The organism is Cyclobacterium amurskyense (assembly GCF_001050135.1).
GTDB classification, from domain to species: Bacteria; Bacteroidota; Bacteroidia; order Cytophagales; family Cyclobacteriaceae; genus Cyclobacterium; species Cyclobacterium amurskyense.
In genome coordinates this window covers 5211078-5236391 of the sequence record NZ_CP012040.1, presented here as the reverse complement: position 1 = coordinate 5236391, position 25314 = coordinate 5211078, and the positions used below count along the sequence as shown (strand labels likewise).

Genomic DNA, 25314 nt, shown 5'->3' with positions numbered 1-25314 from the left:
TGCTATCCCTCCAATTCGAGAGTTTCCAAAATATCTGCCAACTCATCAAAATCCTTTATTCCTGGCCTGATTTCATGCCCGGCTTTCATACTTATACCTTTCAAAGGTGTACTGTCTAATAACTGCTCAATGTTTTTGTCATCAAACCCAAAACCAAGTAGTAGCTCACATTTTGCAGCTATATTTTTGATCTTTTCTTGGACCACAGGGGTGATTTCCATTGCTGATTCTGCCTCAAGATTAAGCATTACATTGTTTTCTTTTAGGGTAATGGCATAGTCAAGAAGCTCATCCAGTTCATCCTCATTTGTTAAGGTATATTTATAAATTAAAGCATAACTGGTATTTTTAAGCATAGGAAGGTGAAGGCGTTCTTCTATTTGGATAAAAGAAAACCCTTCGTATTGTGCCAAAGTTTCTAAAATTTGAGCGGGATGACTATTTGAGAATTCAGCAACATATTCCAAGCCTGATAGCCAATCTGTAATTTCTTTAAAAGCTGTTGGGTTGACATAATATTCATTGTCCTTTTCAAGGGAGAAACCCATAAGGTTTACATACATTCCAGAACAATAGCGAGCATCGCTCAAGTTGTTGACATTACTTATCTTTACAAAAGTTTTTAAAGCCATTTTATTTTAGTGGATTATTTGCGTAATTTTCAATTGAATTCAAAGATAGAAAATGAAAATTTTTAATAAAAGGTATTGGCTGCTACCTCTCCTTATTTTTATGGGTAGCTGTGCAGAAGAGCGGGAAGATCCTGAATTGATTACTTCAACTTATTACCCCTTGCTTATTGGGAATTACTGGGATTACAGTGTTGATGAGACGATCTATTTCGGAGAAGAAGATTTTGAGACAGAAAATTATTTTTTCAGAGATGAAATAGCTGACTTCTACCTGAATGATGCCAAAGAACTGGTTTATCTGGTTCATAGGAAAAAATCTACAGATAGAAATGCCTGGGAAAATGAACAGGTTTATACGCTTACCCTTAGTAATAACCGCATCATTAAAAATTACAATAACCAGCAAAAAATATTGCTTGTTTATCCATTAAGTCAGGATTTTAGCTGGAATGGAAATGCATTAAATAACGAAGTAGAAGAAAGTTTTTTCGTTGAGAGTACCGGGAGCTATATATTGGATCAATTTGCTTTCCCAGATGCAGTAAAGGTTAGAATCAATGAAGAAGATGATCTAATTACCATCAGGGACAACAGGTACGAGGTATATGCAAATAATATTGGCCTGGTTGAAAGTTATTATGAAGTATTTCGTTATTGCTCAAGAAATGATTGTTTAGGTGAACAAATTATTCAGGAAGGGCGTTTTACTCATTTGAGGCTTATAAACTATGGTAAATTATAGTGCTGCAATAGCTTTTGTGTTTTGTTTAATTGCAGCCAATGTAATTGCTCAAGACAGGTATGCCATTCATTACAAATACAAAGCTGATACCACCTATAGCTTGGATCAGCCTGAAAAATTGCTTTCCCAAAAATCGCTCAACCGAAGAAGTAGGGACCAAATTTCCCTTGACAGTACTGATTTTCCTGTTTCAGAAAAGTACATAGAGTCCATCAGACCATATGTTAATAATTTTATTTATCATTCAAAATGGCTCAATGCGTCCATTGTCCAGGCCTCTTCAGAGGAAATAAAAGATATTGCCTCCTTTGATTTTGTGAGTGAAATTGTACTGGTAGCCAAAGGTGGGCCAAGTCAATTGGAAAATAGTACCAAAGGGTACCAATTAAAAAGAAAGAAAAAGCGTTCTAAGAAAGCCAAAGGAAGTGCCAACTTCACATTTCAAAACAGCCTCATAGGTATTTCAGATATGCATGATGCTGGGTACACTGGAGATGGGGTAGTGGTTGCTATTTTTGATGCTGGTTTTTTAAATGCAGACAAAATCCCAGCCTTTGATCATTTATTTAAAGGAACAGGTATATTGGCTACCAGAGATTTTGTATTGCCTGGTTCCGGCTCTGTTTATCGGTCAGATACACATGGGACGGGTACTTTATCCCTGATGGCTGCTTATGATCCTGAGCAACTCATCGCTGGTGCATATGGTGCTGATTATATTTTATGCATCACAGAGGATGTGGATTCAGAATATAGGATTGAGGAATACAATTGGGTCAGAGCTGCCGAATTTGCGGATAGCCTTGGAGTAGATATAATTAACAGTTCGCTAGGGTATAATTTTTTTGATGACTCCGAAATGAATTACAGCAAGGAGGATTTGGATGGTCAAACAGCTGTAATCACTAAAGGAGCCAATATGGCTGCAGAGAAAGGGATTATAGTGGTCAGTAGTGCTGGAAATGAAGGAAACATTAGCTGGAAGACGATCACCGTACCAGCGGATGCTAATGGTATTATAGCTGTAGGGGCTGTAAACAGTGATTATAAAAAAGCGGGCTTTAGTTCTGTGGGGCCTAGTACCGATGACAGGATAAAGCCAGAGTTGGTTGCCTATGGAACAAGTGTTACTTTATGGCGACAAGAACAAGGAACAAGTAATTCTAGTGGGACTTCTTTTTCAGCTCCACAAATCGCTGCTTTGGCGGCAGGCTTAAGAGAAGCCAACCCTGAATGGACAAGTAAAGAATTAAGAGATCAATTAATATTTAGTGGTTCTCAATACAATGAACCTGACAATGAACTAGGCTATGGAATTCCGGATTTCACTAGAGCGATGTTTGGTATAATTGACAAGGAAAAAGATCCAGAAAAGGTTAATATTGCCCGAATCTATCCCAATCCTTTGATTGAAAATCAGTTACTCATAGAATTTGGTGACAGTACAAATTGTACATTAAGCTTGTACTCAAGCGATGGCAAGGTGGTAGGAGTCCATGATTTAGAGCGGATAGGAAATAATTACCCTTACAGCATTAGCATGGAATTATTGAATCCCGGGATATATCTTGTTGAATTACAAGATAATTCGTCCGCGACAAAGGTGAAGTTGTGGAAGAAATAAGGAATTGACCTTAAAATTCGCTTTTTTTGTATATCTATCAACTATTAATTTTAACCTAAACCCCATTCCTTATGAATCCATTAATAGCGCCCTCAATTTTGGCAGCCGATTTTGCTAATCTTCAGAAGGAAGTAGAAATGATTAATGATTCTGTTGCCGATTACATTCATGTAGACATCATGGATGGTGTCTTTGTGCCAAATATATCATTTGGTCTACCAGTGGTAGAGGCTGTAAACAGGCATGCGAAAAAGCCACTGGACGTACATTTGATGATTGTAGAACCAGACAAGTACTTAGAAGCATTTCATAAGGCAGGTGCTTCTCAGATTACGGTACACCTAGAAGCTTGTCCTCATTTACACCGAACGATTCAAGCGATCAAGGCATTGGATTGTAAGGCAGGAGTAGCCGTAAATCCGCACACACCTGTCAGGCATTTACAAGATATCATCAGAGAGGTTGACACCGTTTTAATTATGTCTGTTAATCCAGGTTTTGGTGGACAGGAATTTATAGAAAACACTTACAAAAAGATTCAGGCATTAGGAGAGTTGATTGTAGAAACGGGATCCCATGCGAAAATTGAAATTGATGGTGGTGTGAGTATTGGCAATGCCAAAAAGCTTTTTGAAGCTGGGGCAAATGTTCTGGTTGCAGGGAATTTTGTGTTTTCCTCTGAAAATCCTATAGAAACAATTAATAACCTTAAATTTATTGTTTAAATTCAATAATTATTCCTTTCCTATAATTTTTAGCATATTTTTTGATCCATTGTTTGTTAAATTGGTTGATTCTGATTTAATTCGAGGGTAGATAGCGTTTAATAAATTGAGAAAAAATTATGAAAAAATTATTTGGATTGACCTTTTTAATCTTTGGTTTAATAGGTTTTACTGCACAAGCACAAGATGAAGCTGCAGAAGAAATTACTGATGAAGAAATTGCAAAATTTGCTGCAATGGAAGACTCTGTGATGGCTTTTTATGAACAAAAGAATGTAGAGTTAGTGTCCATGATAAAGGACAATGAGGTCATAGATGGCGCTGGTCGATACAATGAAATAAAAGCCGCATGGGACGATGAAGCCAAGCTTGCTGAAATTGAAATCACAGATGATGAAAAAGCAGCTTACGAAGAAATTTTGGAATTTATGGGTTCATTGAGCACAGAAGTTAGAGAATTGAAAATCGGCCTAATCAAAAATGATGACGTTTTAGGAATTGCTACTTACAATAAGGTAAACAAGGCAATGAAAGCAAATCCTGAGGTCAAAGAAAAAGTAGATAGCTTAATGGCTGAGTTAAAAGAAAAAAGAACTCCAGATGAAGACGAAAGTGCTTCTGATAATGGTTAATAGCTGATTTCTTAAGAGTTAAGAAAAAAAACCCTCATAATTTGAGGGTTTTTTTGTTTTATTGCGTTAATAAATAAAAGACTATCCAAAATATGGAATTGAAGAAGCGATTGGCGTGTTTGACCTGTCTGTTTGCAGTCCTAATGTTAAGTATTACTTATCAAAGTAAGGCACAAGAGGATATTTTTGGTATTGACAGGAAAATTAAGAGCAAAAAAAGCGATAGTGAAGTAGGGAACGCGTTTAGGAATGCAGTGAGTAATTTTTCATTTGAGATAGCCACCGGTTCAAGTTACCATGCACACCGGCTTAATTTCAATAGTGAAATGCCTGAAAACTATCCGATCACAGACCTGAGTACAAATCAAGCTGCAGATATTTCCGAAATGGACACGATCCAGTTTAAAAACTCAAATTTCGCCTATCCTGTAAATCTGGGGGTTCGGTTGAAATTATTTGATTTAATTATTGTAGGTGCAGGTTATGGAAGAGAATGGGGTAAGTTTGATAAATTCAATGGAGAAGGGAATAGCTATACATTTACATTGGAAGAAGAACGCTATACCTATGATAAACTTTATGGAACAGTAGGTTTGGTACTTTGGGATGCCAATAAAAGAAATGCTTTTTTGAGATGGAGGTATAGAAAATATTCAGAGACCAACCTATCCATTCAAAACCAACTGAAACAAAGGGCTAGAATGCATTATCCCTGGAGAGTGGTGGTAGAGGGAGAGTTTGGCTCAATGAAATTAAAGAAATCTTTAGATCCGAATATTTCTGCAAATACAGGGTATTATGGAGTGGGATTTAGAGTTGAAAGAGATTTATCAGAATATTCTAAATTTTTTATCAAACCCTCTGCAGAGTTTAGACCCTATGAGTATAATATGGCGAACCCTATAGAGGTCCAGACCATTGAGCAAACCTTATACACTCTACAGGTAGGAGTGTCTATGAGTCTTCCAGGCTCAAAAAGATGTAAAATAGCAGGTTGTAAGGTAGTAATGAAGCATTTACATAATGGAGTTGAATACCGAGGTAGTTCTATTTGGAAAAGGCAGAATAGAAAAGTAGGGCAGTGGAATGGCAACTGATTTTAGGGTTTTTTAGGCTTCTTTTCCAAATAAATTCCTGTAAAATTAAAAATTAACTCCATGAATATAAAAAGGATACCTAATTATTGAATTGTAAGAAATATAATATTTTTCTAAACCTTTACTTTTTGCTATCTTGCAGGTTATAAGCGAGAAAATTTAAATATGGCTCAAGGAGAAAACGAGAACATCATCCCGATTAATATTGAGGACGAAATGCGTGGAGCTTACATCGATTATTCGATGTCGGTAATTGTTTCCAGGGCATTGCCGGACGTAAGAGACGGTTTAAAGCCTGTACACCGCAGAATCCTTTATGGAATGCAGGAATTGGGGGTTTCCCACAACAAGCCTTATAAAAAATCTGCCAGAATAGTTGGGGAAGTATTGGGTAAATACCATCCACATGGTGATTCGGCTGTCTATGAAACTTTGGTTAGAATGGCTCAAACATGGTCATTGCGGTATCCATTGGTAGATCCACAAGGAAACTTTGGATCAATTGATGGTGATAACCCTGCAGCCATGAGGTATACAGAAGCCAGGTTGAGAAGGATTGCTGAAGAATTGTTGACAGATATCAATAAGGAAACCGTCGACTTTCAGTTAAATTTTGATGATACCTTAAAGGAACCTATTGTTTTACCTGCTAAAATACCGGCCTTGCTACTTAACGGTGCTTCTGGTATAGCAGTAGGTATGGCTACCAATATGGCTCCTCACAACTTAGGTGAGGTCATTGATGGGATTCATGCCTACATTGATAACAATGACATTACCATTCCGGAATTAATGGAGCACATTGTGGCTCCTGATTTTCCAACAGGAGGTATCATTTATGGATACAATGGGGTTAAAGCCGCCTTCGAAACAGGAAGAGGAAGAGTCATTCTTAGAGGTAAAGCTACCATTGAGACCAAGTCCTCAGGAAAGGAAATGATCATTATCAATGAAATTCCTTACCAAGTCAACAAAGCTTCCATGGTTGAGAAAACAGCTCAATTGATAAATGAGAAGAAAATTGATGGAATTTCTGCCATTAGGGATGAATCTGATAGGCAAGGTATGCGCATTGTATATGAGCTGAAAAAAGATGCCGTTCCAAATGTAGTGCTTAATAACCTTTACAAGCATACACAACTTCAAACTTCCTTTAGTGTTAACAATGTGGCCCTGGTTAAGGGCAGACCTTATACATTGAACCTGAAAGACCTTATTCTGCACTATGTGAACCATAGGCATGAAGTGGTGGTCAGAAGAACAGAGTATGAACTAAGAGAAGCGGAGAAAAGAGCCCATATCCTTGAAGGATATCTGGTTGCTTTGGATAATATTGATGCAGTTATCCAATTAATTCGAGATTCAAGAGATCCGGAAACAGCCAGAAATGGTTTGATGGAGAAATTTGATCTGACCGAAATACAGGCAAGAGCAATTCTTGACATGAGGCTGCAACGTCTTACTGGCATGGAAAGGGCCAAGATTCAGCAGGAATATGATGAGCTGATGAAACTTATCGAAGAATTAAAAGATATTCTTGCAGATAAGGACAGAAGAATGCAAATCATTAAGGACGAATTGCAAGAAATAAAAACCCGCTACAATGACGATAGAAGAACAACTATCGAGCATAATGCTGAAGATTTCAACTATGAGGACATGATTCCTAATGAGGAAGTGGTAATTACCGTTTCCAATCAGGGATATATTAAGAGAACTGTACTTACAGAGTACAAATCGCAAAGTAGAGGAGGAGTAGGTTCAAGAGGAGTTAGTACCAAGGAGGATGATTATACCGTCTATCTATTTACTGCCTTAACGCATAACTATTTGTTGATCTTTACTGATCAAGGTAAATTATTCTGGCTTAAAACTTACGCCATTCCTGAAGGTAGTAAAACATCCAAAGGCAGACCTATCCAAAATCTCATTAATATTGAAAGTAGTGACCGTATTAGGTCTATTATTCAGGTCAAAGACCTGGGAGATATAGACTATATCAATAACAACAATATCGTGATGGTGACTAAAAAAGGCATCATCAAGAAAACCACCTTGGAGCAATACTCTAGACCAAGAACAAATGGTATCATTGCCTTGAATATCAGAGAAGATGACCAACTCTTGAATGTAGAATTGACCAATGGAGATGCCAACATCGTAATCGCGTCAAGCTCTGGTAGGGCAGTTCATTTCCATGAATCCACTGTTAGACCTATGGGGCGAACAGCTACTGGAGTTAAAGCCATTAACCTTGGCGGAGACGAAAATCACGTTATTGGCATGGTTTGTGTTCAAAGAGAAGATGCCACCCTACTTGTCGTAACAGACAAAGGGTATGGTAAACGTTCTTACTTGTCTGAATACAGGATCACCAATAGAGGTGGAAAAGGAGTGAAAGCGATGAATATTACCGAGAAAACCGGTGGATTAGTCGCAATTAAAGAAGTGGTTGATACTGATGATTTGATGATTATCAACCGTTCTGGTATTACCATTCGAACTCCAGCTGAGGGAATCAGAGTAATGGGTCGAGCTACCCAAGGTGTAAGGTTAATCAGATTAAATGAAACTGACGAAATTTCATCAGTTGAGAAAATCGAAAACCTTGAAGGAGACGAACCAGAAAATACCACAGAAGAAACAGACACTCCGATAGATCCTGAAAATGATCAGACGGAGGACAATAAAGAAAATCCTAAAAACGAATAGTAATTGAAACCAATAAAGAACCGCACTAGTAACATGAAAAAGTTAATTTTATCGTTGGCTTTGGTGGGCATCGCCTCAACTGTTGCCTTTGGCCAGAAAAAGGTAGTTAAATCTGCTGAAAAAAACTTTAGTAGAGGAAATCTCGAGGAAGCATACACCGAAATAAAATCCGCTTTAGCGGATGAGGAAACGGGAGCACAATCTGAAACTTATTTTATCAAAGGTAAAATAGAAACACAGATGTTTGAATCTGATTCTTCCAATACGGAAAGCACTGTAGCTTTAGGGCGACAAGCACAAGAAAGTTTTGCCAAAACCTTTGAGATGGAGAGCAATGACTCTACTTCTAAAGTAAGTAAAGACTTATTTAAGGAAGTTCTTCCTGACATGCCTGCCAACTTTCAGGGACAAGGTGTTTATAGGTTAAAGAATGCTTCTTTCAACAAAGCAATTGCAAAATATGAAGAGGAAGATATGGAGTTGTCTCATGAATTCTTCTCATTGGCAGCTGACCTTGATCCTAATGATACTTCCATCGTTTTCAATGCTGGCTATACTGCCAATATGGTTGGCAATACAGAAGCTGCAAAAAAATATTTCACCAATTTGCTAGATGTACCAGAATATAATAAGTTGAATGCTTATTATTTCTTAATACAAATAGCTAGTGCTGAAGACAATGACCCGGAAGAAGCTTACCGTGTAGTGACGGAAGCTAGAGAAGAGTATCCTGATGACAAAGGTTTAGCAGAATTCGAAATTCAATTGTTACTTCAATTGGATAAAATGGAGGAAGCTATGACTTCAATCGAAAAAGCTTTGGTTACCGACCCAAATAATCCAGCAATTAGATTGAGATATGGATACTTGAAAGAAAAATCCGGAGACATGGAAGGTGCTTTGCAAGAATACATTAAAACTGTTGAAGCTGATCCAGAATTTTTTGAAGGTAACTATTATGCCGGAGCGATTTATCTTGATAAAGCCAGAAACATTATTACAGAAGTAAACAACCTTTCTGATGATGAGTGGGAAGCTAAATCTGATTCCATGTTAAAAGAAGCAGATGGTTTGTATGAGGATGCTTTACCGTACTTTACCAAAGCTTCTGATTTGAAACCTGACAATACTGATATCATGGAAATTTTATTCCAAGTGCATACCAGGTTGAAAAATGAAGCTAAAGCAGAAGAATACAACAAGAAATTATCTGATAAACTTGGTCCAAATTGGTTGGAAAGGTAATATTGTAAAGAACATATAATTGAAAAGATCCAGGCTAATTGTCTGGGTCTTTTTTTTTTGCTATTTATAAACCTTGTAGGCCAATAGTATTTATTCCACGATAATTTTTTCAATGGAAACTAAGCAAGCCATCTCTTATCTTCTTATAAGTAGGTGTTAACCTATTATACAAATATTAAAGTCAGTAATCTTTGTTCTCTAATAAGATATGGATGTTGTTACATGTGATCTACAACATTCTCAAAGCTAAGACTGGCTGGGTTATTATCAATTGGATTGTTTATTCCATTGTTAATTTTGATTAGATTTAGTTTGATTCCTGAAGGAACATATTAGGGGTAGTAAATATAAAATGCTGAAAAACAACTTATTGACATAAGTTTAATAAGATTGACTTTAATTTAAAACTTCCTTTTTGATTAATCTTCATCAGTTTCTGTCATTTTATCTCCATTCAGCGGGGAAATTCATCAAATTAAAATCCCATACAAAAGGAAGGTAGAAGAAGGTAACTAGAAGTATCAGTGCAATGGAAAGTAGATTAAGGAAAAAACCTGCCCTCATCATTACTGGGATAGTAAGATAGCCTGAGCCAAAAACTACAGCATTTGGAGGGGTAGCTACAGGAAGCATAAAAGCACATGAGGCGGCCATGGTTGCGCCTATCATTAATCCAAATGGATGTACGCCCATTGCCAAAGCCACAGCGGAGAGGATAGGCAGCAACATGGAAGCAGTGGCCACATTAGATGTAATTTCTGTTAGGAAGTTTACAGCAGCTATAATAATCAATAAGAACAGCCAAAAAGGCACATTTTTCAGTAAGACAAATTGTTCTCCTATCCAGCTTGCAAGACCAGTATCCTTAAAGCCTTCTGCCAAGGCCAATCCACCACCGAATAAAATTAGAATGCCCCAGGGAATTTTTTCAGCCACTTTCCAATCCAGCAATTGTTCTTTTCGCTCATTTCCAGCGGGAATTACAAATAGAAGCAATACGCCCATTAAGGCAATAATCGTGTCATTAAGAACAGGAATATAGGGCTGGATTAAGAAACTACGGGTGATCCAGGAGAAACTTACCCCAATAAAAACCCACATGACTTTCTTTTCTTGTAAGCTCATTCTTCCTAAAGCTTGAAGCTGATGGCTGATCTCCTCTTTTCCACCGGCCAGCTGTAAAGTTTTTGGAAATTTAAAGGCATAATTTACTAGGTAGTACCAACACATAATTAACAATGCAGAAGCTATGGGAAGACCAACAAGCATCCATTCTCCAAAGCTAATTTCTACCCCATAAATATTTTTTACCACAGCGGTCAAAATAATATTGGTAGGCGTTCCAATTATTGTTGCCATCCCTCCAATGGATGCACTATAGGCTATACCAAGCATTAGCGATGGACCTAACGTTTTCTTAATGCCATTGTTGGAATTTGACATTTGAACGACTACTGCTATGGCAATGGGCAACATCATAAGTGAAGTAGCAGTATTTGAGATCCACATGGATAGAAATGCTGTAGCTACCATAAAACCTAGAATTATACGCTTTAGGTCAGTGCCAAGGTATGAAATGATCTTTAGTGCAATGCGTTTGTGAAGATTCCATTTTTCAATGCTTACTGCGATCATAAATCCACCCATATACAATAAAACCATAGGATCTGAATAGGGTATAGAGGTAGATTTCAAATCCATGACACCGGTTAGTGGAAAGAGAACCAAAGGAAGTAAGGCGGTGGCAGCAATAGGAATGGCTTCAGTGATCCACCAAATAGCTATCCAAAAAGTAACAGCCAATAAGGAAACACCTTCGGAGGACAATCCTTCAGGAGAAATGCCGAAATATAAACCAAGAAAAACGATGGGGCCTAAGAATAGACCTATTTTTTGTGTACGCATAAATTCAAATAAAACTTAAGATTAATTAAAATTGAGCGAATACGAAAGCTTTCTTAACAGTAATGGTTGTCGGGAGTATATAATTTTTGTGTTCCAGATTTTATAAATAACCTTTTATATACCTTTCTTACTGATTAAAGCAGTTTCAAGATGTTTATGTACAATTGTTAAAAAAAAATGAAAAAAATTACTAATATTGAGATTGGCCAATTGTCAATTGACGTAAATAATCATTACTAGCGTGTTAGAAATGAAAATATAACCCTATGATCCAATCCAAGTCTAAATTTATGAATAGAATTAAAACCCAATTACTAATAGGGGTGCTGGCATTTTTTGCCTTTCAATGTGGTCAGGATGGCCCAAGATTAACCTTAAATAAAGGTGATCATATCATTTTGATCGGTAATAACCTGGGATCAAGAATGATGAATTATGGATATTTTGAAACTGAAATGCATGTTCGGTATCCGGATTCTTTGTTATATATAAGGAACATGAGTGATGGTGGAGACACACCAGGCTTTAGACCTCATGCAGGTAGAGTTTCACCTTGGGCTTTCCCTGGAGCTGAAGAATTTCAGGATGAATTGGCGACCAATTCAGGAAGTGAAGGGCATTTTGAGACTCCTGATGAATGGATCAAACGTCACGAAGCAGATATAATCATTGCCTTTTTTGGTTATAATGAGTCTTTCGAAGGTGAAGAAGGGCTAGAAATGTATAAACAAGAACTTGAAGCTTTTATCAAGCATACCAAAAACACTATTTACAATGGGGAAGCACCGCCACAATTGGCTCTTGTATCGCCTATTGCTTTCGAAAATCTAAGTGGAGATTTTGATTTACCCAATGGTGAAAAGGAAAATAAGAACCTGAAAATGTACACTACTGCAATGAAAGAAATTACAGAAAGGAATCAGGTGTTTTTTGTAGATGCTTTCGAACCTTCTTCTTCGTGGTTTTCTTCTGCCGATGAATACCTTACCATCGATGGGTTTCAATTGACAGATGATGGTTACAAGAAGTTTTCAACTTTTATCACTGATAAAATTTTCGGTAATGACCAGGCGGTAGCTGAAGACAACAGAGCAGCCATCCATGCGGCTGTAAAGGAGAAGAACTGGATGTGGCACAATGACTACAAAATACCAAATGGTGTACATGTCTTTGGTCGTAGGTACAATCCATTTGGCCCTGACAATTATCCTTTTGAATTGAAAAAAATCCGCCAAATGACGGACAATAGGGATCAGGCTATCTGGAAAGCCAATAAAGGCGAGCAATTTGATCTGGCTAAAGCTGATAAAAGCACCATTGAATTGCCACAGGTGGAAACCAATTATAATCCAGAAAAGAATGGAGATTTGGAATACCTCTATGGTCAGGACGCACTAGATAAATTTGAAGTAGCGGAAGGTTATAAAGTTGAATTATTTGCATCAGAAAAGGAGTTTCCTGACCTGGCCAATCCTGTTCAGATGACTTTTGATACCAAAGGAAGACTATGGGTATCCGTAATGCCTAGTTATCCTCATTATAAACCTGGAGATCCCAAACCAAATGATAAAATCCTTATTCTGGAAGATACCGATAATGATGGGAAAGCAGACAAGCAGATTGTTTTTGCGGATAGCCTTCATCTTCCTATTGGTATGGAAATTACTCCTGAAGGCGTGTACCTTTCACAAGGCACTAATTTCATCATTTTGAAAGATGAAGATGGAGATGACTATGCAGAAAAGAGAGAAATTTTATTAAGCGGTTTTGATGACCATGATACCCACCATAATATCTCCGCATTTGTAGCTGATCCATCGGGAGCCATGTATATGGGCGAAGGTGTTTTCCTTCATACCAATGTGGAAACCCCATATGGACCTGTTAGGGCAACAAATGGAGGCTTTTATAGGTATAATCCAGCCAGAAGAAGACTGGAAAGAACAGCTCAGCTTCCTATTCCGAATCCTTGGGGAATTGCCTTTGACGATTGGGGACAAAATTTCTTCGCTGAGACTTCCGGTCCAGACGTACGTTGGATGATGCCTGGTTCTGTAAAATCCAGGTATGGTGAAGGAAATCACAAAGGACCAAACTTGATTGAAGATGCCCATAGGGTAAGACCTACTTCAGGCTTGGAGTTTGTCTCGAGTAGACATTTCCCTGAAGAAGTACAAGGTGATTTGTTGATCAACAATACCATTGGCTTTTTAGGGATGAAAATGCACAGGATGGTGGAAGATGGAACTGGGTACGACAGTGAACACAGAGTTGACTTAATCAGAAGTGATGATCGTAATTTCCGACCTGTAGATATGGAATTTGCACCTGATGGCTCACTTTATTTTGTGGATTGGCACAATATATTGGTAGGTCACATGCAACACAATGCTAGGGATCCACTAAGAGATCACGTACATGGAAGGATATATAGAATCACTTATCCATCTAGACCACTTGTCACTCCTCCAACTATCGATGGCGCTTCAATTGAAACCTTGTTGAACAATTTGAAATTACCTGAATTCAGGGCAAGGTATGCTACCAGAACCGAATTGAGAGGTAGAGACAAAAATGAAGTATTGTCTAAAATGAAAACCTGGATGGCTAATCTTGATAAAAACGATCCAAGGTATGAGCATCATCTATTGGAAGGTTTATGGGTTAGCTGGGGACTAAATGCAGTAGACCAAGACTTGTTGAAAAAACTAATGGATTCTGAAGACCATAGGGTGAGAGCCGCTGTGGCTAGGATATTGCGCTATACAGGTCATCAGATTCCTGATCAGGTAGACTTACTTAAAAAAGCTGCTGCTGATCCGCACGGACGTGTAAGGTTGGAGGCCATTGTTGCTGCTTCTTGGCTTAATAAAGAAGATGGCTTGGCCATTTTAGAGGTTGCCAATGAACATCCTAAAGATGACTGGATGCAAAAACCATTTGAAACTTCTTTGGCTCATTTGAATGGAATGTCTGTTAAGAATATGGTGGTCAACCCTGACGGAAGTGTTGTTTTCCAGGAAGCAGCTAAGGAAGCGAAGGCTTCAAATTCCAGATTAAAAGGGGAAGAATTGACACTGTTTCAAATGGGTAAAGCCATATATAGTAGAGAAGGATTTTGTATCACTTGTCACCAACCTGATGGTAAAGGACTAAGTGCCTCAGGCTTCCCACCTTTGGCTGGTACCAAATGGGTCAATGGCAATGAAGAAAGGTTTATAAAAATTGTTCTGAATGGCTTGATGGGTCCGATAGAAGTATTAGGCAAAGACTATCCAGGACAGGTTCCTATGACTCCTTATGGAGGAATGCTCAATGACAAGGAAGTTGCAGCAGTGATAACCTATGTAAGAAATAGCTTTGGAAATGAGGCGTCTGCAATTAGTCCTGACAAGGTAAAAGCAGTAAGGGCTGCTATCAAGGACAAAACAGGATTCTATTCTCCAACAGAGTTGTTACAGGAGCATCCGATGGAAAAAGAGTAATTAGATATGGTTTAGGCTTTATAAAGTCCTAACTTCATTTTAGTTTTAAAAGTATAAAGGCCAGTCCATCGTTTATGGACTGGCCTTTTTTATTTCAAGGACTTCGCTGAACCCTTCGACAGGCTCAGGGTCCGGATGACAAAATTATTTTGGGTTGCTGAGCTTGTCGAAGCACAAAAAATCAGCATGGGACAAGCTCACGGGGATAAGATGATCTTCAACTTGTACCTGATGTCGTTCTACCTTATTGATTCGGTTTTTGTTGACCACAAAAGATCTGTGGGTACGCATAAAATAGGAGGGAAGTAGTCTTTCCAGTTCTTTCAAGGTCATTCTGCTGATTACTTTTTCATTTTCCAACTGTAGGGTCACGTAGTTGCCGGTGGCTTCACAATACAGGAGCTCAGTGAAATTTACACGTTGTTGGCTGTTGGTAGTTTTGATAAAAATAAATTCGGGTTCTTCTGATGGTTGCAAAGCTTTCCAATCCCGTGCTTTTTGACAAGCTTTCAAAAATCGGCTCAAGGGAAATGGCTTTAATAGATAATCTAGTGCATTGAGTTCAAAACCTTTTACCGCGTATTCTGAATAAGCGGTGGTAAAGATGACCATGGTAGATGCTGGTAGCATTGCCATCAGGTCAATGCCTGAAATATCAGGCATGTTGATGTCCAGGAAAATAAGGTCTACTGGTTGTTGGCTTTGGAATTCAAGCCCTTGTATTCCATCAGAAAAAACGGCTTCTAAAGTAATAAAAGGAACCTTGGAGGCATGAGATTTGATTACCTCCAAAGCCATTCTTTCATCATCAATTGCTATTGCTTTTAACATAAAGTTAAATTTGTACTAAGTATAAGAAGGTCTTCAGGTTCAATTAATCTAATTGCAAGGAGAAATGTACGAAATATTCGCTTTCATTCGAAATAGTAGATAAACTGTACTTTCCAGGATAGTAGTGTTCCAGTCTATTGCGTACATTATCCAGTCCAATTCCGGATTCGTCTTTAGGGTCATCCGTCAGCTTTTTGGGGTGAATGCTATTGACCAGATCAAGGTGCACTGTTCCTTTCATGCAGCGTAAGTTGATCCTTATCCAGGACTTGTTTTTGGTGCTAATTCCATGCTTAAAGGCATTTTCCACAAAAGGTATCAGCAACATGGGTGCTATATTTCCATCACATTCAGTAGTAGGAAGCTTAAAATCCACAGAAAGGTTCTCCTCATTTTCAAAACGTAGCATTTGAAGGTCCAGGTAGTTATTGACATACTCAATTTCTCTTTTAAGAGGAATTTTATCCTGCTGGTTTTCATGGATCATAAAGCGCATCATGTCACCGAGTTTTTGGATGCCGTCCGAAGTTCGTTCCGCTTTTTCAATCAAAGCAGTACCATAGAGTGTATTCAGGGCATTGAACAGGAAGTGGGGATTGATTTGCGATTTAAGAAAGCTTAAATTGGCCGAGCCTACATCTACCTTATGACTTAGGTTTTTAATTTGGCCCACCATGCCAAAATATTTCTCGAATGCCAAATTGGAAAAGGGGATTATCACCAACTGAATCAACAGACCAATTCCTAATCCCACCAAAGCTATGGCTCCTTCATTACTAGCTATTCCAATAATTAAAAAAATCAGCAATATTAACAATACCAGGAGGGCATTGTACCAATTGGCCGCTTTACGTTTTCCTGAAACTCTTTTACTGTAAATAAGGAAATAGTTATAAACCAAAACCAGAGAAACCGAAGGAAGTCCAAATGCTAATATTCCTGCTATTAAAAAATTAATTCTATTGTAAACAATTTGATCAATTTGTACTAAAAATAAAATCAGAAAAAAGAACAAGCTTAGCAACCGAACAATATTGTAGGTTTGGTAAGAGACTTGATTGTTGGAGATCAATACTTGTCTCAAAAAGACTACCCATATCATGTAACCAATATAGATGGCCGTGATTTTAAAATAATATGCAGTAAAGGGAGCTTCGGTAATATTTGCTCCATCAGAAAATAAAGTAATGATGATGTATGAGAAAATGGCAATAAATAAGCTTAATAAAATTAAGGGGGCCTTCTTTTTATTCTTTAGGTAGTTTGGTATAAGTACCATATGGAAGAGGTAAAAAACCAAAAATAGAATAAGCGGGATTATAATTTTGGTAAAATAGCCAATTAAACCATCGTTAAAAGAATAATGGCCTCGATTACCTGCGCTGAGAATATTGACCAAAACGATGATCAGGAAGACCAGGGTAACGATCCACCATTCTATTTGTCGAAATGCTAATGATTTGGTTTTCATAAAGTGTTCAAGTTAAAAATTAAAGTTTAAACCAAATACCTTCCACTCGGTTTGTGTTGGAGGATTGGGGTTAATTATATAAAATGAATGACATTCCAAGTAGATATTGTATAGCAAACCTGCCAGGGTAAGGACAATATAAGTTCTTCTGTTAGCTTTGGTCATGGTCATTCAATGTTGATAGCATCCGGAATTTCCCTTAGCTGCTTGGCTGTTATCGGACTGATAAATATTTACACAAGAATATCGCTGAGGAGGCTTTCAATCAAATTAATGTGACGAAATGGGGGAATGGAGGGATGGAAATGTTCCATAACGCTCTGTGCTTTTCTTTCGGGGGCTATTGGCTTTTATACCGGTGGCTGAGCCTGTCGAAGCCATAGGGTAACGGGCTCAGCAATATCTACTCTTTCGGCACTGCAGGAGATCCGGATGAAATTCCAGTCAAAGGGGAGTTAAGGCAAACTGTGTGAGCTGTCTAAAATGATCAAACTCAGGTAATCTCTTTATTTTCAATGTTTTTCTTTTGTATTAAAGCAGGGTTGAAAGGACTGATTAACAATATTCGGCGGGTTACACTCACCCTAGGTAAACCTACTTCCATCTGGTTTACATGAGCAAATAATACCAAAATTAAATTGTTAAATGCTGCATTCTCTTTCTTTTTGTCTTGAAACAAAAAGAAACAAAAAATTCAAGACAAAAAAATCCTTCTCCCCACAATCCCTACGCCCCCTCGGTTTTTTGTCAGCCTGCCCGCTTTTTAAAATCCAATACTTAAGAACTATGGTAACGATTCTTAATAACTAAGAGTAATAAACTGTGGACGGTAAAATACTTACATTCCTAACCATAAGGTAACTATTATCTAATCCTTAAAAGCGAGTAGTTTATGAAAAACTGATTTATTTCCGTAGAGTTCAAGCAGTAGATTATGGCGAAATTTTTATAGTCTCGGGATATTCATCAATGATTTTTCCGTTTTCATTGATCATCAGGAAATGCTGGTGAGGTCCATGTAGGGTAGCGATAATGGCCGAGTTTTCCTCCGCAGACCTGGACAAATACCATACTTCTTCGGGAGTTTTGGGTTTCTTTTTTTCTACGCCCCAGGAACCATCACCCAGGTAAACAACTCCATTGGGGTGAATGGCATTGTTTTTCAAAGGATGACTTCGTTTATAGGTATGGTCATCGTTTTCAAAAGCCACTCGAACCCCATATTTTTCAAAAAGAGGGATCCAATTGTCCAAAACTTCTTCAGACCAGAATTGAATGCGCTTTCCTCCTGGCTCAACTCTACCGGAAGGGTAGCCCGGTTTGTGGTAAACAGGGATTACATGTGGAATATTGATTCGGTCTGCCAATTGCTTTTTTAACCAATCCGTTTGGGTACCACTGATGAGGTTGCTATGGGAACTGTCCAATATAAGCAGGCTTAGGTAATCCCCAAAATCCAGAACGCCATATCCAGGTTGTCCCGGAAAGGCAAATAGAGGGTAAAAGAAGGGGGCTTTTGCCAATCGCATTTCGTCCGTTGGCTCTTCCATTTCACCTTTCTTTACCTTTGAAATAAAAGCCGGCATGCCAATACCTTTGTTGATATTGGTTTCGGAAGCAGGGTAGTGGTGGTTGATTACATCATGATTGCCAATGCCAAGTACCAGTGGAATCACTCGGCCTTCAGGCGTGATCAGGTCTCTTTTGATTCCATCAAACCATTGGTGCCAAAGGCCTACATTCTCTTTTAAACCATTGGCATAGGCCAGGTCACCACCCCAAACAATAAAATCAAGGTCATACCGCATGACAGCACGGTTCATTTTCCCAAACATTTCTCCATGTGAAGTGTCTCCACCAGCGGCAAAACGGATAGGTTTATCATTCTTCTTAGGCATGGTACGAAAAGAGTAAGTACGGGTAAATTCCCCTACATTAAATTCATAGTTTGAATCTGGTTTCAATCCTGTGATTTCTACTCTGTATATGGTTCGTTCAGAATAAGGAAATTCATGTTCTGTGGCATAAACCTCCAGCCATATTGGTTCACCTTTTTTTCTGAAATTTAATTTATGATTAGCTTTATCTGATGGCAAGGTATGCCAGTCAATCGTCATTGTTGTAGTAGGATCCTGCTGCCAGGTAAGGAGAATACCGGCAGGTTCTGTTTGGGCAAGAGCTGCTGAAAATAAACAGAGGACTAATACCTGTGTTAAAAATAGGCGTAGGTAAATTTTGGGTGAATAGCTGGCTGTCATACCATTTTTGTTTTAATCTGGGTTCCTATAAAATCATATTTAAAAAACTGACCGAACCGTCACTGCAAACCCTTCTGGGAAGGGATAAGTGTGGCAGTGGGAATACCAATTTATCATGGATAAAAGATCCAAATCAGTTATTTGGTAAATATACCAGAAATGCTACAAAAAGGTCTATTGGGAGCGTAAAAACAATGATTTTAGGGTCTTATATGGATGGTAAAAGCCTTTAACTTGGATTCGAAGCCATTAGGAAATAGTAAAATAAATTTCTTCAGGAATTACAAGGATGGGGCTATGTGTAATGTTAAATCCCAAACATCAGTTTATTGTAATATTTGAACCGGTATAAAGTGCCCCATTTCCACATTTTCCGGAAGTCGGTGGCTTGGATTTCTCCCAATGCTAATAATCTGTAATAGTCAATAATCGGACGATAGATGAAGGGATAAATTAGACCTCCAAATACAATAAAAACGATGGTGTTATGATGGACAACCCAGGGGTAAATAAAAGCCATCATTGGTAAATCAGCTACTAGATGATACATCCACACATTCTTCAAGTACTTTGTCATCATGCTCCAATTATTTAGTGCTATAAATTACCTAGAAATAATATTTAACTATTAATGGTACAGTAACTTACAATGTGATATTTTATTAAAAATAAGAATTTAGTAGCATATTATCTAACAGAAAAACCTTAGCAATTCATATTGTATGATAGAGGAGTGAAGAACATGTTTTGACCAAACTTAGCCATAGATTTAAACCTATTTAACATAATATAAATTATATAACATACAGAGTGATTTGCGGTCAGACGCGCAGCGGATGATTAACATAACTTCAGTTATAGAATGGAGTTCTATAACGATAGATGTTATGTTAAAGCAAATCACGGTTCGCTTATACAATCGTTAATGATTTGTGCTCCTGAAGTCTCAGGATTAACATAAAATCAGTTTTGTCACCTTCAGTGCCATAACGATAGATGTTATGTTAAAGCAATTTACGGTTCGTATAAACAATGGTTCTCATTTGTGCCCAATCCTGCAACTTCTTTAATTAGTGCCTCTAGTAAATAGCTGCGCAAAGGTTTCCCATAGTCAGGTCAGGCAGGCAACCCTTGCGTAGCTATTAATAATTTTCTCACCAGTTTTCCTAATGACTTTCGTAAAGTTGCAGTCTGAATCTGGAGAATTACCAGCAGCCTACCAATGCTCTATTTCCAGTTATTTGGAAATAGTACGGTTTAATCTAAAATTAGAGATACTCAGCGATTAGAAATTAACTAGTGCAACTCTCACTCACTAAGCACTTTGCTTAAGCATTGGATAATAAGTGAAAAATCAATAAAAACCCTGCTAGCTATTCTTAGGTTTTCCCTGACATTTTCAAGACATACCGTACCAAACTTATTCCACCGCCTACAGCCATTCCTGTGCTGATCCAAAATGTAAGCTGGCTATTCATGTCTACTTTAAGAATCCCCAGCATGGTAATGCCTATGCTTAATCCTATGGCGATACCTATAGCAATTCCTATGGCTACACCTATTGTTGTTCCGATTTGTATATTTCTATCAGTTGTCATTGTATTAAATTTATAATGAATGGATTGATTGTAATTTCTTTGTAAATAATAGTAATTCAGGGTTTTACAAGTATTTATTGGCCTGCAATACTAAAATTTCATGCCTATGTAGATATTGGGTTCAAAGAGGAAATAATTTCTCCATTTGTCATCCAGTACTTTAAATTCTTCGGGCGTATTGGTGTCAAATACCCAAAACTGGGAATGAACCTGAGGTTCTATAAAGAAGCGTTTGCTTTTACCAAAACCAATATGGTAGCCAAGGTGAAAGGAATTGTACAGCTTAAAGCCATTGTCAATTTTATTATTGTTCTCATCCAGATAAGTTTTAAACTGAGGCAACACTTCTACCGTGGCAAACAGTCCTTTCCATAACATGCGCTGATAACTAAACCCTATGCCGGTTTCCCGCACATGTCCGGGATAAAATTCGCTTCCAGAATCCACCTTGTCCAAAAGCCCGTCCCACCACAATATGCCCATGGGTTGAAACAATCTCCAGCTTGCTAGTTTAAGGCCAATGATATTTTTGTTGTCTAGGTTGCGTTTTACATGAAGTTCTATATGCTGCGTATGGGTTTGATCGGTCCAGGAATCTTGCACCAACTGAGGCAAAATAATTCCGGGAAGACTTACCCGATATTTATACTTTACAGCAGATTCAATTGCTTTTTCATTGTTAGTCTGAGCAAATCCGGTAAAAATTTGAAAGCTGAATACGAGAATAAGTAACTTTTTCATAATTAAGATGGTTAATTTTTTGAATAATTTTTTTGTGATTATCAGTGGACATTTGTGCCTATTGACAGTTCAAAATTGGCAAAGAAAACAAGGTCAATCGTCCTGATATGAAATTCTGGACGCTTTGGTGAATTTCCGTACTTTTAAAACTATGCTTCGGATTTGACTTTATCATATGGAGAACAAAGCAGTAATAATGATGATATCCTGCAAAAAATGGATTAGCCAGGCCCAAAAGATGCCTTTGGTCTCAAGCATGGATTTGGCCAGAAACCAACCAAGAAACCCTGAGACAATGGCTCCTGTAAAACCTCCAGGGGTTCCAAAATAGTGCACCGAACCAAACAGCAATCCAGAGACAATGGCGATTTTTCCATCCTCATAGACTCCTTTTAAGGCGACAATTACCCCTACTCTACAGATACTTTCTTCCACAAATGAATTCACCAATGCTACCAATATGGACAAAGGAAGTACTTCTACTAATTTTGCTAATGAAGGGGTTGACTCCTCACCGAAAAGCTGGAAATAGATCACAATTACAGTTACCAAGGAAATGACCACAGCCCATTCAATTCCGGCTTTTTGCCAGGTTTCATCCGGCTTTGGCTTGATTCCGAAATATGGAGCTGGTTGGAATCTTTTATTAGAATCTCCCTTTTGGAAATAAGTTTTGAATACCTTTTTCCTTGAGTAGCTAAAGACCATCAGCATCACCACAGCGAGCAAGAGTGTCACCAATTGATAGCTTAGCTGCTGGTTGATAATCGGGGAAAATTTTTGCGATAATTCAATCCCTCGGAGATGAAAGGCAATGGTTGGTAAGGCCAAAGTGGCCAAGATGGTTTGAAGCAATAACCAATAGTTTTTCGCGTGTTTCATAGATTTTAGGTGTTAATTTCCACGAATAAGCATGCGTTGACTGGTGCATTAGCGTTTTTTACATTCCATTAAAACCTTTACCATCAACATTACCGCCTCTTTTGAAGCTTCCAATTGATTGAGGGTACCCACCAAATACATATTCAGATCCGGACAATAATACATCGAGGTACCATTCATTCCTGAGTGCCCGATGACCTCCCAATTGGGAAAGATGGGAAAGAGTTGTTTAAAGGAAATTTTCCGTAAACCATAGCCATAGGACATGCCTTTGGTTTCTTTGACCCACTTTTGCATCTCTTTAAAAGTTTCGGCAGAGAGCAAATCTCCTTCTCTTAGGGCTTTTTGAAAACGGATCAAATCTTTGCCTGTAGAAACAATGGCACCGCCGGCCCAATCTGCACTTAAACTTTTAATAGTGCTAATTTCGTGTGTTCCGGCATACATTTCAGCCATCTGAGCGGTAGGTTGAATGGGTTTAGACCTTAAATTGAGGTAGGTATGATCCATCTGCAGGGGTGTAAAAATATGCTTAAGGAAAAACTCGTGAAGCTTCATTGCTCCTATTTTCTCAATAATCAAACCCAGTAAAACGTATTCTGTATCAGTGTAATAATAGTCAGTTCCCGGAGCAAAAGTAGGTTTAAAATGGTCCTTTGAAAAGGAAATCAGTGCTTCCGGTTCCCAAAAGCGGTTGGGCTCAGTTAAAATCAAATCAAGCATGCTCGGTGAACCGTCTATGGGTTCCTCAAGATAATCGGGAATTCCGGAGGTATGTTGCAGCAAATGCGAAACCTTGATTGAATTCCCATAATCTACTCCGTCCATAATATGCAAACCTTCCATTAACTCAGTTGTCAAATATTTCGCGATTGGATCTTCAAAGCTAATCTTCCCCTGATCTACCAGTATCCCGATGGCAGTAGCTGTAAAGGTTTTGCCAATGCTGGCCGTATAAAAAGGGTTTTGAATGCTCACTTCCCTCCCATCCTTAAATGTTCCTTTGGCCATATGCCATTCAAAATCATCTGTAGGAGAATAAAGGGACAGGAATACATTGTGTACATTTTCCTTCTTCAGTTCTTTCTCCAATAATCGATCAATCCTTTGAATTACCTTGTCCTGATTTTCTTGTGCCAGCAAGGCAATGGCACTTGTCAAGTAAATAAGTATTGTAGCTAACTTTTTCATTTTCTTTTGATTTTGTACGCTACAAAGGTCTTCTCCACTTGAGGGAATATCGTTCTGAATGTCTCTTCCGGTGAAATCCCGCACTTCTTCAGCAATATTTATTTAATTCTACCCCTATAATCCTTGTTGAGGACACTCACAAACTTTTTGTCTTCATAAAAGCCATGAAGTAGTCCTGAATTTCATAAGCCGGTCCCATTATACATTTTGAGACGATCGCAACACCCCTTCCGGCTAATTTTGAATCATCTTAAAATTTTGAAAACAAAACGAAATGACAATGCTAATGGGAAAATTAAAAGTTATGCTGGCAATGGCCTTCTTGATAAGTTTAGCTTCGTGTATTGAGGAGGATGGTAACACTCCTACCGATGCTAATTCTGAATATGATTCTTCGGAAGCCTATTTGGAAGAATTAGGATTTACGGGAAGTGTATTGATCAGCAAAGGAGATGAATATTTATTGAAAAGGGGATTTGGCATGGCTGATCAATCCTATAATATCCCAAATGATCCAGAGCTTATCTACCGCATAGGCTCTATTACCAAATCCTTTACCGCCGCAGCGGTGGTAAAGCTCAAAAGGGATGGCTATATCAATAGTTTGGATCAACCTTTAAGTGATTTTGCAGCGGATTTCCCTTATGGAGACCAAATAACAATCAAACATCTGATGAATCATCAGTCCGGTATTCCTGATTATGTGGGGCCGGTTGGGGACTATGCTGAAGAAAACAATTACCACTTTGACCCCGAGGAAATTTTTGAGATCATCATTGAATCCATTGAAGAGGATGGCTTGGACTTTACCCCAGGTGAATTCTTCGCTTACTCCAACTCCAACTATTTGATTCTGGGTCTACTTATAGAAGAACTTACAGACCTGTCTTACCAGGAGTATTTGAACCAAAATATTTATATGCCACTTAATTTAAACCATACGGGCAAAGGTCCTGATACCATAAGTGGAGAAGAAAGGGCCAAAGGCTATGACAATGGGCAGGAAGTAGGTCCATATCAAATGCAGATTGCCTACAGTGCAGGAGAGATAGAAAGCAATATTGAGGACCTTGAAAAATGGGGAAAAGCATTGCTTTCCGATTTTTTTACCGAAGGTGAAAAGGAATTAATATTTGCTCCGCCACTGGAGCAAAACGATATCAATGTCCCCGGGGCTGGATTTTTTACCCTAAAAATCAATGATCAGGTCATTTATCACCATGGAGGAGACATCGCCGGGTTTACCAGTCTGTTGGTATTGATACCGGAGTCTGAGGGATTGATTATCCTGCTTAGCAATGAACAAGATAAAAGCGAAGAACGCTACCAAATCATGGAGGCCATTATCAAAAATGAATTTTAATCCGGAGGATGTAATAGGATTTACTAAACCATACCAAAATTAAAGAGGTACTTAGGGTAACCTCTTTAATTTTACTCCAAAAATAAATTCTCGTTTATCTCTTTATGGTTTTTTAAGTTAACCCGATGAAAATCAAAAAAGCCCTTGTTTCCTCCAAACCACTCTAGAACTTCGGCTTTA

The 25314-nt window shown here is 38.2% G+C and carries 19 protein-coding genes; 9 read left to right on the top strand and 10 right to left on the bottom strand.

The window, feature by feature from the left end; all coding sequences use genetic code 11:
* Positions 1–2: 2 nt before the first annotated feature.
* Positions 3–632 (bottom strand): phosphoribosylanthranilate isomerase, encoded by a 630-nt coding sequence (locus CA2015_RS20910; RefSeq protein WP_048643659.1) that lies wholly within the window; start codon positions 630–632, stop codon positions 3–5.
* A 52-nt stretch (positions 633–684) separates the two neighbouring features.
* On the opposite strand from CA2015_RS20910, the gene CA2015_RS20905 reads away from it, so the two are divergent.
* The 7 genes from CA2015_RS20905 (at position 685) to CA2015_RS20875 (ending at position 9409) form a co-directional block, all read left to right on the top strand.
* Positions 685–1374 (top strand): hypothetical protein, encoded by a 690-nt coding sequence (locus CA2015_RS20905; protein ID WP_048643658.1) that lies wholly within the window; start codon positions 685–687, stop codon positions 1372–1374.
* Positions 1361–2998, top strand: a complete 1638-nt coding sequence (locus CA2015_RS20900) for a S8 family serine peptidase (RefSeq protein WP_048643657.1) — start codon at positions 1361–1363, stop codon at positions 2996–2998. The genes CA2015_RS20905 and CA2015_RS20900 overlap by 14 nt, the downstream gene beginning before the upstream one ends.
* Before the next feature lie 71 nt (positions 2999–3069).
* Entirely contained in the window at positions 3070–3723 is a 654-nt protein-coding gene (gene rpe, locus CA2015_RS20895; RefSeq protein WP_048643656.1) for a ribulose-phosphate 3-epimerase, read from the top strand.
* Positions 3724–3842: 119 nt separating this feature from the next.
* Entirely contained in the window at positions 3843–4355 is a 513-nt protein-coding gene (locus CA2015_RS20890) for a hypothetical protein (RefSeq protein ID WP_048643655.1), read from the top strand.
* 92 nt (positions 4356–4447) lie between these two features.
* Entirely contained in the window at positions 4448–5452 is a 1005-nt protein-coding gene (locus CA2015_RS20885) for a hypothetical protein (protein ID WP_048643654.1), read from the top strand.
* A gap of 165 nt (positions 5453–5617) precedes the next feature.
* Positions 5618–8164, top strand: a complete 2547-nt coding sequence (gene gyrA / locus CA2015_RS20880; RefSeq protein ID WP_048643653.1) for a DNA gyrase subunit A — start codon at positions 5618–5620, stop codon at positions 8162–8164.
* A 33-nt stretch (positions 8165–8197) separates the two neighbouring features.
* On the top strand, positions 8198–9409 hold the full coding sequence (locus CA2015_RS20875) for a tetratricopeptide repeat protein (protein ID WP_048643652.1): 1212 nt from the start codon (positions 8198–8200) through the stop codon (positions 9407–9409).
* Positions 9410–9853: 444 nt separating this feature from the next.
* Here CA2015_RS20875 and CA2015_RS20870 read toward each other — a convergent pair whose 3' ends face one another.
* Positions 9854–11314 (bottom strand): SLC13 family permease, encoded by a 1461-nt coding sequence (locus tag CA2015_RS20870; protein ID WP_048643651.1) that lies wholly within the window; start codon positions 11312–11314, stop codon positions 9854–9856.
* A gap of 290 nt (positions 11315–11604) precedes the next feature.
* Between CA2015_RS20870 and CA2015_RS20865 the strand changes: the two genes are divergently transcribed.
* Positions 11605–14799, top strand: a complete 3195-nt coding sequence (locus tag CA2015_RS20865; RefSeq protein WP_048644667.1) for a PVC-type heme-binding CxxCH protein — start codon at positions 11605–11607, stop codon at positions 14797–14799.
* A 144-nt stretch (positions 14800–14943) separates the two neighbouring features.
* On the opposite strand, the gene CA2015_RS20860 is transcribed toward CA2015_RS20865, so the two are convergent.
* From CA2015_RS20860 to CA2015_RS20815, 8 genes are all read right to left on the bottom strand, one after another.
* Positions 14944–15630, bottom strand: a complete 687-nt coding sequence (locus CA2015_RS20860; protein WP_048643650.1) for a LytR/AlgR family response regulator transcription factor — start codon at positions 15628–15630, stop codon at positions 14944–14946.
* Positions 15631–15673: 43 nt separating this feature from the next.
* Positions 15674–17101 carry a sensor histidine kinase gene (locus tag CA2015_RS20855; RefSeq protein WP_048643649.1) on the bottom strand — a complete coding sequence of 476 codons (1428 nt, stop codon included), beginning with the start codon at positions 17099–17101 and terminating at the stop codon, positions 15674–15676.
* A gap of 932 nt (positions 17102–18033) precedes the next feature.
* Entirely contained in the window at positions 18034–19359 is a 1326-nt protein-coding gene (locus CA2015_RS20845) for a fibronectin type III domain-containing protein (protein WP_048643647.1), read from the bottom strand.
* Positions 19360–19666: 307 nt separating this feature from the next.
* Positions 19667–19939, bottom strand: a complete 273-nt coding sequence (locus tag CA2015_RS20835) for a hypothetical protein (protein WP_048643645.1) — start codon at positions 19937–19939, stop codon at positions 19667–19669.
* Between the two features lie 799 nt (positions 19940–20738).
* Positions 20739–20957, bottom strand: coding sequence for a hypothetical protein (locus CA2015_RS20830; RefSeq protein ID WP_048643644.1), 219 nt, complete (start codon positions 20955–20957; stop codon positions 20739–20741).
* Between the two features lie 90 nt (positions 20958–21047).
* A complete protein-coding gene (locus CA2015_RS20825; RefSeq protein WP_048643643.1) occupies positions 21048–21698 on the bottom strand; it encodes a hypothetical protein in 651 nt (216 codons plus the stop codon).
* A gap of 171 nt (positions 21699–21869) precedes the next feature.
* Positions 21870–22580: a CPBP family intramembrane glutamic endopeptidase gene (locus CA2015_RS20820; protein WP_048643642.1), complete on the bottom strand. Its 711-nt coding sequence runs from the start codon at positions 22578–22580 to the stop codon at positions 21870–21872.
* Positions 22581–22628: 48 nt separating this feature from the next.
* Positions 22629–23771, bottom strand: a complete 1143-nt coding sequence (locus CA2015_RS20815) for a serine hydrolase domain-containing protein (protein WP_240477865.1) — start codon at positions 23769–23771, stop codon at positions 22629–22631.
* Between the two features lie 286 nt (positions 23772–24057).
* Here CA2015_RS20815 and CA2015_RS20810 point away from each other — a divergent pair, with 286 nt between their 5' ends.
* Positions 24058–25134: a serine hydrolase domain-containing protein gene (locus tag CA2015_RS20810; RefSeq protein ID WP_048643641.1), complete on the top strand. Its 1077-nt coding sequence runs from the start codon at positions 24058–24060 to the stop codon at positions 25132–25134.
* Positions 25135–25314 lie beyond the last annotated feature (180 nt).

Bases quoted from the DNA above. Each gene is read 5' to 3' on its own strand.
- gyrA (WP_048643653.1), top strand. From the start codon at position 5,618: ATGGCTCAAGGAGAAAACGAGAACATCATCCCGATTAATATTGAGGAC.
- CA2015_RS20820 (WP_048643642.1), bottom strand. From the start codon at position 22,580: ATGAAACACGCGAAAAACTATTGGTTATTGCTTCAAACCATCTTGGCC.
- CA2015_RS20860 (WP_048643650.1), bottom strand. From the start codon at position 15,630: ATGTTAAAAGCAATAGCAATTGATGATGAAAGAATGGCTTTGGAGGTA.
- CA2015_RS20815 (WP_240477865.1), bottom strand. From the start codon at position 23,771: ATGAAAAAGTTAGCTACAATACTTATTTACTTGACAAGTGCCATTGCC.
- CA2015_RS20905 (WP_048643658.1), top strand. From the start codon at position 685: ATGAAAATTTTTAATAAAAGGTATTGGCTGCTACCTCTCCTTATTTTT.
- CA2015_RS20890 (WP_048643655.1), top strand. From the start codon at position 3,843: ATGAAAAAATTATTTGGATTGACCTTTTTAATCTTTGGTTTAATAGGT.
- CA2015_RS20875 (WP_048643652.1), top strand. From the start codon at position 8,198: ATGAAAAAGTTAATTTTATCGTTGGCTTTGGTGGGCATCGCCTCAACT.
- CA2015_RS20910 (WP_048643659.1), bottom strand. From the start codon at position 632: ATGGCTTTAAAAACTTTTGTAAAGATAAGTAATGTCAACAACTTGAGC.
- CA2015_RS20830 (WP_048643644.1), bottom strand. From the start codon at position 20,957: ATGACAACTGATAGAAATATACAAATCGGAACAACAATAGGTGTAGCC.
- CA2015_RS20900 (WP_048643657.1), top strand. From the start codon at position 1,361: ATGGTAAATTATAGTGCTGCAATAGCTTTTGTGTTTTGTTTAATTGCA.
- rpe (WP_048643656.1), top strand. From the start codon at position 3,070: ATGAATCCATTAATAGCGCCCTCAATTTTGGCAGCCGATTTTGCTAAT.
- CA2015_RS20810 (WP_048643641.1), top strand. From the start codon at position 24,058: ATGGGAAAATTAAAAGTTATGCTGGCAATGGCCTTCTTGATAAGTTTA.
- CA2015_RS20855 (WP_048643649.1), bottom strand. From the start codon at position 17,101: ATGAAAACCAAATCATTAGCATTTCGACAAATAGAATGGTGGATCGTT.
- CA2015_RS20865 (WP_048644667.1), top strand. From the start codon at position 11,605: ATGAATAGAATTAAAACCCAATTACTAATAGGGGTGCTGGCATTTTTT.
- CA2015_RS20870 (WP_048643651.1), bottom strand. From the start codon at position 11,314: ATGCGTACACAAAAAATAGGTCTATTCTTAGGCCCCATCGTTTTTCTT.
- CA2015_RS20845 (WP_048643647.1), bottom strand. From the start codon at position 19,359: ATGACAGCCAGCTATTCACCCAAAATTTACCTACGCCTATTTTTAACA.
- CA2015_RS20835 (WP_048643645.1), bottom strand. From the start codon at position 19,939: ATGATGACAAAGTACTTGAAGAATGTGTGGATGTATCATCTAGTAGCT.
- CA2015_RS20825 (WP_048643643.1), bottom strand. From the start codon at position 21,698: ATGAAAAAGTTACTTATTCTCGTATTCAGCTTTCAAATTTTTACCGGA.
- CA2015_RS20885 (WP_048643654.1), top strand. From the start codon at position 4,448: ATGGAATTGAAGAAGCGATTGGCGTGTTTGACCTGTCTGTTTGCAGTC.